A 12,045-nucleotide genomic window follows, 5' to 3' on the forward strand; every position below is an offset into this window, starting at 1 on the left:
CGACCGTTACATCAAACCGTCGAACGGGATGATGTCCACCATGTCGCCCGCCGCGACATTGCCCTGCTCGTCGTGCAGCACCACCATGCAGTTCGCCTCGGACATCGAGCGCAGGATGCCCGAACCCTGCGAGCCGGTGATGCGCACTTCCGGCTGGCCATCCGCGCCGGGCGCCAGGATGCCGCGCTGGTATTCGGTGCGGCCGGGCTTCTTGCGGATCGCGCCGCTTGACCGCGCGCGCAGCAGCGGCAGCGGAGCTTCGGCGCCCATCATGCGCAGCAGGGCCTCGCGCGCAAAGAAGTAAAAGGAGACCATCACCGCCACCGGATTGCCCGGCAGCCCGAACAGGAAGGCGCTGCGGCCGTTCGAATGGACGCGGCCGAAGGCCAGCGGGCGTCCGGGACGCATGCCGATCTTCCAGAAGGTCACGTCGCCGAGCCTGGCCATGATCTGCTTGGTGTAGTCGGCCGCGCCCACCGACACGCCGCCCGAGGTGATGATGGCGTCCGCGTTCTCGCAGGCGCAGCGCAGCGCCTCTTCCAGCGCCAGCGGGTCGTCGCGCACCACGCCCATGTCGATGATGTCGCAGCCCAGGCGCTGCAGCATGCCATAGATGGTGTAGCGGTTGCTGTCGTAGACGCAGCCTTCGTCGAGCGGCTCGCCGACCGAGCGCAATTCGTCGCCGGTCGAGAAGAATGCCACGCGCAGGCGCCGCTGCACCGCGACTTCGGCGATGCCGAGCGAGGCGATCATGCCGAGATCGGCGGGGCGCACCACGCGGCCCGCTTTCAAGGCCGGGCTGCCGGCCTTCAGGTCTTCGCCGGCAAAGCGGCGGTTGTCGCCGGCGCGGATCACGCCGGCAGGCAGGGTGACGGTCTCGCCTTCCTGGGTGACGAATTCCTGCGGCACGACGCTGTCGCAGCCTTCGGGCATGACGCCGCCGGTCATGATGCGCACGCACTCGCCCGCGGCAGGAACCAGACCGGAAGCATTGCCGGCGTAGGTCGTGCCGATCACCCGCAGCGTCAGCGGCGCGTCGGTGCGCAGGTCTTCGCCGCGCAGCGCGAAACCGTCCATGGCCGAGTTGTCATGCGCTGGTACGTTGATCGGCGAGATCACGTCCTTGGCGAGCACGCGGCCGAGCGCGGCGCGCAGCGCGACTTTTTCCACCGCGCGCACCGGCTGCACGAACTCCTGGATGATGCGCTGGGCGTCGCGCACGGGCAGGGCGTCGGGATCGTAGCCGGACAGGCAGCTCGTCACCTTCGCCAGGCTCAAGGGCAGCGTGTCATCGAAGCCTTGCAGTTCTTCCAGCGTGTTGATGTTACGGAAAGCGTCGGCATCCTCGAACAGCACCTCGGCCGCCTTCAGGTCCTTGTACCAGCCGTCCATGCGGCGTCCGCCCTCAGCCAGGTACTGCGACAGTACCGGCAGCCGGCTCGCCTTCACCAGGCAGAACACCGGATGGGGTTGGGGCCGCATGCCCGGTTCCTGGGTGACGGCAAAAGCGAGGTCCGCATCGTTTTCTTCGACCGCGGCGGCCAATCGTTCGGCCAGGTCGGGCGGGAGGAAGGGCGAATCGCAAGGCACCGCCAGCAGCCATGGCGTGACGCAGTGGCGCAGGCCGGCTTCCAGGCCCGCCAGCGGTCCGGCGAAGCCGGGCGTTTCGTCCGCCCACACCGGCGCGGCCAGCTCCAGCCAGCTGTCGATGTTGCGGTTGGCGTTGACCATGACCGAGCCGACCTGCGGCAGCAGGCGCTCGATCGCGTGCTGCGCCATCGGTTTGCCGCGGAAGGGCTGCAGGCCCTTGTCCACATTGCCCATGCGCGAGCCACGGCCGCCCGCCAGGATGAGTCCCGTGATGAGTTTCTTGTCCATGTGAGCCCGAAATTAACCGCCGATGTACGACATCTCGACCTTCTTGCCGCCGCGCGCCAGCCCCGACGACTCCACGGTGCGCGTTTCCGAATAACGGTCGGCGCGTCCGCGCCACAGCTGGGCGATGGCGCCCGCAATGTCCGCGTCGCTGCGTTCGCCGCGCAGCAGGGAGCGCAGGTCGTGGCCGCGGGTGGCGAACAGGCAGGTGTAGAGCTTGCCCTCGGTGGACAGGCGCAGGCGCGTGCAGTCGTGGCAGAAGGCTTGCGTGACGCTGGAAATGACGCCGACTTCGCCGCTGCCGTCCAGGTAGCGCCAGCGGGCGGCGGTCTCGCCGCTGTAGTTGGCGGCAACCGGAGCGAGGGGCAATTCAAGCCCGATCCGGCGCACCACCTCGGCGGAAGGGATGACTTCGTCCATGTTCCAGCCGTTCGAGGCGCCCACGTCCATGTATTCGATGAAGCGCAGGATGAAGGGCGAGCCCTTGAAGTGGCGCGCCATCGGCAGGATCTGGTCCTCGTTGGTGCCGCGCTTGACCACCATGTTGACCTTGATTGGTCCCAGCCCGGTGGCGTGCGCCGCGTCCAGGCCGTGCAGCACGTCGGCCACCGCGAAGTCGACGTCGTTCATGCGCCGGAACACCGTATCGTCCAGCGCGTCGAGCGAGACCGTGACGCGGTCCAGGCCGGCATCCTTCAAGGCCCGGGCCTTGCGCGCCAGCAGCGAGCCGTTGGTGGTGAGCGTGAGGTCGAGCGGGCGCCCGCTCGGCGTGCCCAGGGAACGCAGCATGCCGACCAGGCGTTCGAGGTTCTTGCGCAGCAGCGGCTCGCCGCCGGTCAGGCGGATCTTCTCGACGCCGTGGGCGATGAACAGGCGCGCCACGCGCGTGATTTCTTCGAAGGAGAGCAGCTCGCCGTGCGGCAGGTAGGCGTAGTCCTTGTCGAAGACCTCTTTCGGCATGCAGTAGACGCAGCGGAAGTTGCAGCGGTCGGTCACCGAGATGCGCAGGTCGTGCAGCGGCCGGCCCAGGGCGTCCAGGAGCAGGCCGCTTGGCGCTTCGGGCGCGCCCGGGACCGCCATCGCGGGCGAGCGCAGGTCGGTAATCGGAATGATTTTTTCAGGCATGCCAATACGATAGCACGACCCCCGCCAGCGCACAGGCGGCGATCAGCTTGATCGGCCCGATCTTGTAGCGCAGCAGGGCGATGCTGGCCGCGGCGCCAATGGCGATCGCCCCAGGCCGGACCTGGCCGCCGGCGAAGAACACGTGCTGGCCGAAGAACACGGCCAGGCTGGCGACCACTCCCACCACGGCGGCGGAGATCGCGGTCAGCGGTGCCGTCAGCCGCACGTTGCCGCGCCCCGACTCGACCAGCGGTGCGCCGGCCAGGATGAAGACGAACGAGGGCAGGAAGGTGAACAGGCTCGCTACCAGTGCGCCGGCGATGCCGCCCAGGGCCAGCGCATCCGGGCCGAACAGCGCATGGGTCCAGCCGCCGACGAAGCCGACGAAGGCCACGATCATGATCAGGGGACCGGGCGTGGTCTCGCCCAGCGCCAGCCCGTCGATCATCTGGGTGGCGCTGAGCCAGCCATACTTCTCGACCGCTCCCTGCACCACGTAGGGCAGCACGGCATAGGCGCCGCCGAAGGTCATCAGGGCGGCCTTGGTGAAGAACCAGCCCATGCGCGCCAGCGTCCCGTCCACGCCAACCACCGCGGCGAGCACGAGCCAGGCGGCGAGCGCCAGGCCGACGCCGGCGAGCAGGGCCTTGGCCAGGGCGCGCAGCGAGAAGCGGGCGTGCGCCGGGCTGGGGGTATCGTCGTCGATCAGGGCGGGGCCGTAGTGCTTGCGGTCGGCCGGGTGTCCGCCGCCGGGCTGGAAGCGCTGCGGCCAGAGACGGCCGCCAATGAGGCCGGCCGTTGCTGCGGCCAGCACGATCAGTGGGAAGGGAACGTCGAGCAGGGCGATGGCGACGAAGGCCAGCGCGGCGATGGCGGCGAGCATGCCGTTGCGCAGGGTGCGCGTGCCGATGCGCCAGGCAGCGGCGATGACGATCGCCACCACGGCCGGCTTGATGCCGGCCATGATGCCGGCGATGACCGGCAGGTGGCCCCAGGCGAGGTAGATCCAGGACAGGCCGGTCAGGAGGACCAGCGAGGGCAGGATGAACAGCAGCCCAGCCAGGATGCCGCCCCAGGTGCGGTGCAGGAGCCAGCCGATGTAGACCGCCAGCTGGGTCGCCTCGGGGCCGGGCAGCAGCATGCAGTAGTTCAGGGCGTGCAGGAAGCGCTGCTCGGAAATCCAGCGGCGGCGCTCGACCAGTTCGGCGTGCATCAGGGCGATCTGGCCGGCGGGGCCGCCGAAGCTGATGAAGCCGAGCTTGAGCCAGTAGAGCAGGGCTTCGCGGAAGGTGATGGGGGCGGGGGCTTGCATCCTGCTATCGTAACCCGGCAATGTGACGGGGTGTTTGCAGGGCGACTTCGGTTCCAAAAATTGGGTTCCCGCCTTCGCGGGAACGACGGTCTCATAGCTAGTGCAGAGATTTACGCTGACTCTTGGCCGCCCACAGCACGTCATTGCAGCGAAGGCCGGAACCCAATTTTGCTGGCGTACCGTGAACGCCAAACAAAAAGGGAAGCCCAGTGGGCTTCCCTTTTCGCTACATCAGCAGCAAGTGCTTACTGACGCGTATCCACCTGGATCAGCGGCTCGTCCACCGGCACCTGGACCGGCTTGCGGGCGCGGCCGATGCGTTGCGGAGGATTGGCCTGGGCGGCGGCTTCCTGGGCGGCGCGCAGCTTTTCCGGATCGGTCGATGCGAGCTGCAGGCCGGCCTGGGACAGCAGGTCGTTCATGTCGATCGGCGCGGCGCTCGGTGCAGGAGCCGGAGCCGGTGCCGGAGCCGGAGCAGCGGCGACGGGCGCCGGGGCTGCCTGCACCGGCTCGGCAGCCACCGGGGCAGCCGGAGCGACCGGCGCAGCCGGTGCTTCAGCCACAGGCGCCGGTGCCGGCTCTGCAGCCGGGGCGGCCGGGGCCTTCAGGGCGGCCATCGAAGCCGCGGTCGGGAAGACCCACGGACCACGCTCCACTGCCGCAGCCACGGCCGGAGCAGCTTCGGCAACCGGTGCCGGCGCGGCAACCGGAGCCGGTGCAGCCGCGGCGGCCACGGCAGCAGCTTCGGCCTTCGCCTTGGCAGCCACCGATGCAGCGGTCGGGAAGGGCCACGGACCCTGCTCGGCGGCAGCCTTCGCCTTCGGCGCAGACTTGGCCTCGGCCGCGACCTTGGCGGCTTCCTCGTCGGCGACCGGCGTAAAGGCCGGTGCGCCGTCGACGCCCTCAAGCGATTCCATACCTTCGACCTGGTCACGGTCGCGGCGGTTGCGGTTGCGGCCACCGCGGCGGCGGCGGCGGCGCGGCTCGTCGCCGCCTTCGGCGTCCAGGTCCTCGCCATTGGCGCCCGTTGCTGCCACTTTCACCGCGTGGTCCAGCACGTCGCCGTGCGGGGTGGTGGTCGACAGTTCGCTTTCGTCACTCGGGGCCGGGACGGCCTGCAGCTTCAGCTCTTCCGCCTTGGCTTCGACCGGCTGCTGGGCGGCGCGCTCGGTGCGCTCGCCACGCGGCGGACGCGGTGCACGTTCCTTGCGTTCGCCCGGCTCGCGCTCGGCGCGCGGCGCGGCCGCTACGGTGTCGAGCTGCTCACGCGGCTCGCGCGGTGCGCGTGCTTCGCGCGGCTCACGCTTCTCGCGCGGCTGGCGGGCCGGCTTGGCTTCGGCTTCCACCGGCTTGGCGCCTTCTTCAAGCTTGGCAGTCAGGTCGCGCTCGTCGCGGTCACGGCCACCCTTGGCGCCGCGGCCGTTGCGGGTGCGCTGGCCATTGCGGCCGGCGCGTTCGCCGCGCTCGGCTGCAGCCGCCGCGCTTGCCGAACCTGCCGGCTTTTCAGCCACCACCGGTGCCGGTGCCGGCGCCGGTGGGACCGGGGCGCCCATGAAGAACTGCTTGATGCGGGCGAAGAAACCCAATTCGCTCGGTGCCGGCGCGGCTGGCGCCGGAGCCGCGACCGGGGCTGCCGGGGCGGCGGCTTTGGCCGGCTTGGCCGCTTCGCTGCGGTCCACCATCGGGGCCGGCTGGGCCGGGGTGATGGTCTTGACCACGGCTTCCTGGCGCGGCTTGGCTTCTTCTTTCTGGCGCTTGGCGAAGCCCATGTCGGTCTCGGCCGATTCCGCCATGGTGTAGCTGGCGGCGGCGTCTTCCAGGCGCGGGTCGTCGTGCTTGATGCGCTCGAGCTTGTAGTGCGGGGTGTCCAGATGCTTGTTCGGGATCAGGATCACGGTGATGCGGTGGCGGTTCTCGATCTTGAGCACTTCGCCGCGCTTTTCGTTGAGCAGGAAGGCGGCGACGTCGACCGGCACCTGCACGTGGATCGCGGCCGAGTTTTCCTTCATGGCCTCTTCCTGGATGATGCGCAGGACTTGCAGGGCCGAGGATTCGGTATCGCGGATGTGGCCGGTGCCCGAGCAGCGCGGGCAGGTCACGTGCGAGCCTTCCGACAGCGACGGACGCAGGCGCTGGCGCGACAGTTCCATCAGGCCGAAGCGCGAGATCTTGCCCATCTGGACGCGTGCACGGTCATGGTGCAGGGCTTCCTTCAGGCGGGTTTCCACCTCGCGCTGGTTCTTGGCCACTTCCATGTCGATGAAGTCGATCACGATCAGGCCGCCCAGGTCACGCAGGCGCAGCTGGCGGGCCACTTCGTCGGCCGCTTCGCAGTTGGTGTTGAAGGCGGTGGTCTCGATGTCGGAGCCGCGCGTGGCGCGTGCCGAGTTGACGTCGATGGAGACCAGGGCTTCGGTGTGGTCGATGACGATCGCGCCGCCCGATGGCAGCGGCACGGTGCGCGCGTAGGCGGTCTCGATCTGGTGTTCAATCTGGAAGCGCGAGAACAGCGGCACGTCGTCACTGTAGCGCTTCACGCGGTGCGCCATGTCCGGCATCACGTGCGACATGAATTGCTGCGCCTGGTCGAAAATCTCGTCGGTGTCGATCAGGACTTCGCCGATGTCCGGCTGGAAGTAGTCGCGGATCGCGCGGATCACCAGCGAGCTTTCCTGGTAGATCAGGAAGGGACCGGCGGCCGACTTGCCGGCGCCTTCGATCGCGCGCCACAGCTGCATCAGGTAGTTCAGGTCCCACTGCAGTTCTTCGACCGTGCGGCCGATGCCGGCGGTGCGGGCGATGACCGACATGCCCTGCGGCAGGTCGAGCTTGTCCATGGTTTCGCGCAGTTCCTGGCGCTCTTCACCTTCGACACGGCGCGACACGCCGCCGCCGCGCGGGTTGTTCGGCATCAGGACCAGGTAGCGGCCAGCCAGCGAGATGAAGGAGGTGAGCGCGGCGCCCTTGTTGCCGCGTTCCTCTTTCTCGACCTGGACCATGATTTCCTGGCCTTCCTTGAGGGCTTCCTTGATCGTGCAGTTACGCACGTCGACGCCATCGCGGAAATAAGAACGGGCAACTTCTTTGAAGGGGAGGAAACCGTGGCGGTCTTCGCCGTAGGAAACGAAGCAGGCTTCGAGGGAGGGTTCGATGCGGGTGATGACACCCTTGTAGATATTGGACTTGCGTTGCTCGCGACCGGCGGTCTCGATATCGATGTCGATCAGCTTCTGGCCATCGACAATCGCTACGCGCAGCTCCTCTTGCTGCGTAGCATTAAACAACATGCGTTTCATTTTTATTAACTCCGCGACCCGAAGGCCGTGTCATGCCGCGCTGGTTAGGCGCGGCGAAAGTACAGGGAATGTACGCGGAGAAGGAATGCTGGAGGGGGGAATACCCGGGACGGGGCAGGGCGACGCAATGCATCGCTGCCGCACGGGGCGCAGTGGAGTCGAACGTCATTGTCTACGCACGCCGCAACCAGCAGCTGGTCCGCCTGCCACCACGTTGGGGTGGGCACGGCGGAGACAGCGGGGCAGTGTGCAACAACGAGCCAAACCGTAGCCAGCGAACAACCAAGACTTCGATACCGAGGCGATCAATCAGCCTTCCGTAACGCTCAGCCTTCAGGTGAGGCTGACATCGGGTCGGGCCACAACGACAAGCGTTATCGACACCATCAACCGGCGAGCCGCGAACGGTGCGGCTTGCCGGTACTTATCCATACAAATCCAAACAGTCCATCCTGCATCCAGCCACCCAACCCGATTGCAACTGCAGGTGCAACCCTGATTCGCGCCTGAATGTGCGTACACGTTTTTTTCCACCGAATTTGCTCATGGCGGGGCCGGTGGAGCGCGCCCCTGTGTAAAATATCGTTTTAATTCTTACACCAGCAGAGGTTTGACCGCCGCCTGTCGATTATATATTCAAAATGAAGGACTTAGAGAGAATTTCTGGGAAGACAATGCGAACAGTGGTACAGAACGATGTTGTTCCCCCTTCATCACAGCCGACAATCCAGGCGCAGTTCGTGACAATCACCGAGGAAGAAGCCGGCCAGCGCATCGATAATTATCTGTTGCGTGTCTGCAAGGGCGTCCCGAAAAGCCACATCTACCGCATTCTCCGTTCGGGGGAAGTGCGGGTCAACAAGGGCCGCATCGACCAGCTGTACCGCCTCGTCGAAGGCGACCTGGTGCGCATTCCGCCGATCCGCATTGCCGAGAAGGCCAGCCAGCAGGCCACGCCCGGAGTCGAATTCCCGATCGTGTTCGAAGACACGCACCTGCTCGTCATCGACAAGCCGGCCGGCGTCGCCGTGCACGGCGGCTCGGGCGTGTCCTACGGCGTCATCGAGCAATTGCGCGCAGCGCGGCCGCAGGCCAAGTTCCTGGAACTGGTGCACCGCCTCGACCGCGAGACCTCGGGCCTGCTGCTCATCGCCAAAAAAAGGTCGGCCTTGACCAACCTGCACGACCAGATGCGCGACGGCGTGACCGACAAGCGCTACCTCACCGCGGTGCCTGGCGACTGGACCAACAAGCGCCAGCATGTAAAGCTCCCTTTACATAAATTCACGACGCCGGACGGCGAGCGCCGCGTGGTGGTGCAGGCCGGCGGCCAGGAAGCGCACACGGTGTTCAACCTGAAGCGCAAGTGGAAGGACTTCGCCCTGCTCGAAGCCGAACTCAAGACCGGACGCACGCACCAGATCCGCGTGCACCTGGCCTCGAGCGGGTTTCCGATCCTCGGTGACGAGAAATACGGCGATTTTGCATTGAACAAGCAGCTTCAGAAGGCAACTGCCGAGCGCGGGGCGCTCAAGCGCATGTTCCTGCACGCTTACCAGATCACCTTCACCCATCCGGACACCGGCCAGCCGCTGACCTTGCGCGCGCCGCTGCCGGCCGAGTGCGACCGATTCTTGGTAAGCTTGGGGCAACCACTTACATAATGTAGGGTGGACGGCTTCGCCGTCCGCGCGTCCAAACATGGCATGAATGACCGCTACGTTCATTCATGCCCGAGTTGAACGCGCGGACGGCAGAGCCGTCCACCCTACGAAAAACAAAACATACAATGCCAAGAAAGCAATTTGACCTGATCGTTTTCGACTGGGACGGCACGCTGATGGACAGCACGGCGGCGATCGTCCGCTGCATCCAGTCGGCGGCCCGCGACCTCGGGCTGCCGGTGCCGAGCGATGCCTCGGCCTCGCACGTGATCGGCCTCGGCCTGTCCGAAGCCATGCAAGCGGTGCTGCCGGACATCGACCCGGTGCTGTACCCGCGCATGGTGGAGCGCTACCGCTACCACTTCCTGACGAAGGACCACGAACTGGTGCTGTTCAAGGGAGTTCGGGAGATGTTGACCGATCTTGCGCAGCAGGGCTACTTCCTGGCAGTGGCCACGGGCAAGAGCCGCGTGGGCTTGAACCGCGCCATGAACGCGGCCGGCCTGCTGGCCATGTTCGACGCCACCCGCTGCGCCGACGAGACCTTCTCCAAGCCGCACCCGGCCATGCTGCAGGAACTGACGCGCGAACTGGGCCAGGACCTGCGCCGCACCGTGATGATCGGCGACACCACCCACGACCTGATGATGGCGAACAATGCCGGCGCCGCCGGTATCGCGGTCGAATTCGGCGCCCATCCGGTGCACCAGCTGCAGGCCTGCAAGCCGATCTTCTCGGCCCGCTCGATCCCTGAGCTGCACACCTGGCTGCTGGAAAACGCATAACGATGACCGACGATGGCAGCCTGTTCGTGTGCGAAGCATCCGCGCTGCTCGACGGCGGCAAGGGTGTGCGCTTCCCGGTTATTGCCTTTGGGCATCCGGCGACCGGCTTTGTGGTACGTTATGCGGGTAAACCATTTGCTTACCTGAACCGTTGTGCGCACGTACCCATCGAACTCGACTGGTCGCAGGGCGATTTTTTCGAGTCGAGCGGGCTGTACCTGATGTGCGCGACCCACGGGGCGGTGTACCAGCCGGACACCGGCAAGTGCGCCGGCGGCCCTTGCCGCGGCGGCCGGCTGCGGCCGATCGCCGTGAGCGAACGGGGTGGCGGCATCTGGTGGCAGCCCGACGAGATGGTGCAAGCGCCTACAGTGTAAGAATATCGAAACCGGAATGTTGAGCGAATGAGCGAGCAAGCGAGTCACGACCACGATCCTTCCAGCCAGGCCGACAAGCGGCTTGCCGCCGACCCCAGCATCGGCAACTGGGAACGCGCGACCCTCGAAAAACTGGTGTTTGCCACCGTGCAGGAACGCCGCGCCGCGCGCCGCTGGGGCATCTTCTTCAAGCTGAGCTTCCTGCTGGTCGCGATCCTGGCGCTGGTAACCTATTACGATTCCAGCATCGGCTTCGGCGGCGACGAAAACCTGGGCCGCCACACGGCCTTGATCGAAATCAACGGCGAGATCGAAGCCGAAGGCAGCGGTGCGGCCGACACCGTGATTCCCTCGCTGAACAAGGCCTTCTCCGACGCCGGTTCGGCCGCGGTGGTGCTGCGCATCGACAGCCCGGGCGGCAGTCCGGTGCAGGCCGGCATCATCGTCGACGAGATCCAGCGCCTCAAGCGAGGCTACCCGGACAAGCCCCTGTACGTGGTGGTGGACGAGATCTGCGCCTCGGGCGGCTACTACATCGCCTCGGCGGCCGACCGCATCTATGTAAACAAGGCCTCGATCGTCGGCTCGGTGGGCGTGCTGATGGACAGCTTCGGCTTCGTCGGCACCATGGAAAAGCTGGGCGTCGAGCGGCGCCTGTTCACCGCCGGCGAGAACAAGGGCTTCCTCGACCCGTTCAGCCCGCAGTCCGACAAGCACAAGGCGCACGCCCAGGCGATGCTGAACGAAATCCACCAGCAGTTCATCTCGGTGGTGCGCGCCGGCCGCGGCAAGCGCCTGAAGGAAACCCCGGAAACCTTCTCCGGTCTGTACTGGACCGGGGAACGCGCAGTGGCGATGGGTCTGGCCGATGGCTACGGCACCGTCGACACCGTGGCGCGCGACATCGTCAAGGCCGAGGACATCGTCGACTACACCGCCCACGAGGGCTTGCCGGAGCGTGTGCTGAAGAAATTCGGCGCGGCGGTGGGCAATGGTGCCGTGAAGGCCGCCTACAAGGGAGCTGTTCCGCAGCTTCGTTGATATTTTGCTTGCATCCTGCGGAACATGTTCTATATTGAGGTGGTGCGACTCGAGAGCCGCAACCCAACTGCACACCAGGTGCAGCTTCGAGAGAATTCAATTCCTCACAGTAGTGATCCTTCTCAGGAAGTGGAAACGACGGCCTCGGCCGTCGTTTTCATTGTGCGCCCAGCATGGGCGCACTCTTGCGGGTGCAAGTCCCGCCGTAAGCTGACCACAGCGAGCGAAGTGAAGCGCAACTGCGTAAGGGCGACCGAGCGTGGGGAGGAAGCGTGGAGCGAAACTGCGAGCCGATGGACAAGAACCGGATACAAGGCGCTACCGAGCAGGGCGAGCGGGCAATGATCCGCGAAGCTCTCGTGGTCAAGGAGAAGTGGCGTAAATCCGGCGGTTGTGCAGGGAAGGAGTGCGTTCTTACCTTGGGGAGATCTCGCCTCATGCCTGAAAGGGCGACGTGGCGACACGGAGCGAGAAGTCAGCAGAGGCCATAGTAGCTGAGTTTTTTTTTCAGCGAAGGGCCGAACGAGTAGGAGTGTCGAACAACTTGTCGATGAATCGTGTACGGCATCA

Annotated in this window: 8 protein-coding genes; 4 read left to right on the forward strand and 4 right to left on the reverse strand. The window is 66.1% G+C overall.

Going from position 1 to position 12,045, the window contains the following annotated elements; genetic code table 11:
• Positions 1 to 6: 6 nt before the first annotated feature.
• From moeA to YWC_RS0110120, 4 genes are all read right to left on the reverse strand, one after another.
• Positions 7 to 1,878, reverse strand: coding sequence for a molybdopterin molybdotransferase MoeA (moeA, locus tag YWC_RS0110105; protein ID WP_027865252.1), 1,872 nt, complete (start codon positions 1,876 to 1,878; stop codon positions 7 to 9).
• A gap of 12 nt (positions 1,879 to 1,890) precedes the next feature.
• Positions 1,891 to 3,000 (reverse strand): GTP 3',8-cyclase MoaA, encoded by a 1,110-nt coding sequence (moaA, locus tag YWC_RS0110110; protein WP_027865253.1) that lies wholly within the window; start codon positions 2,998 to 3,000, stop codon positions 1,891 to 1,893.
• Positions 2,993 to 4,312 carry a chromate efflux transporter gene (gene chrA / locus YWC_RS0110115; RefSeq protein WP_027865254.1) on the reverse strand — a complete coding sequence of 440 codons (1,320 nt, stop codon included), beginning with the start codon at positions 4,310 to 4,312 and terminating at the stop codon, positions 2,993 to 2,995. Before chrA ends, moaA begins: the two co-directional genes overlap by 8 nt.
• Before the next feature lie 245 nt (positions 4,313 to 4,557).
• Positions 4,558 to 7,608, reverse strand: a complete 3,051-nt coding sequence (locus YWC_RS0110120; protein ID WP_027865255.1) for an Rne/Rng family ribonuclease — start codon at positions 7,606 to 7,608, stop codon at positions 4,558 to 4,560.
• Positions 7,609 to 8,282: 674 nt separating this feature from the next.
• Here YWC_RS0110120 and YWC_RS0110125 point away from each other — a divergent pair.
• From YWC_RS0110125 to YWC_RS0110140, 4 genes are all read left to right on the forward strand, one after another.
• Positions 8,283 to 9,272 (forward strand): RluA family pseudouridine synthase, encoded by a 990-nt coding sequence (locus YWC_RS0110125; protein WP_156923591.1) that lies wholly within the window; start codon positions 8,283 to 8,285, stop codon positions 9,270 to 9,272.
• 125 nt (positions 9,273 to 9,397) lie between these two features.
• Positions 9,398 to 10,057, forward strand: a complete 660-nt coding sequence (locus tag YWC_RS0110130; protein ID WP_027865257.1) for an HAD-IIIA family hydrolase — start codon at positions 9,398 to 9,400, stop codon at positions 10,055 to 10,057.
• 2 nt (positions 10,058 to 10,059) lie between these two features.
• A complete protein-coding gene (locus tag YWC_RS0110135) occupies positions 10,060 to 10,434 on the forward strand; it encodes a Rieske (2Fe-2S) protein (protein ID WP_027865258.1) in 375 nt (124 codons plus the stop codon).
• Between the two features lie 27 nt (positions 10,435 to 10,461).
• On the forward strand, positions 10,462 to 11,475 hold the full coding sequence (locus YWC_RS0110140; protein WP_027865259.1) for a S49 family peptidase: 1,014 nt from the start codon (positions 10,462 to 10,464) through the stop codon (positions 11,473 to 11,475).
• Positions 11,476 to 12,045: the final 570 nt, after the last annotated feature.

The sequence above is a fragment of the Massilia alkalitolerans DSM 17462 genome, from assembly GCF_000427785.1.
GTDB classification, from domain to species: domain Bacteria; phylum Pseudomonadota; class Gammaproteobacteria; order Burkholderiales; family Burkholderiaceae_D; genus Telluria; species Telluria alkalitolerans.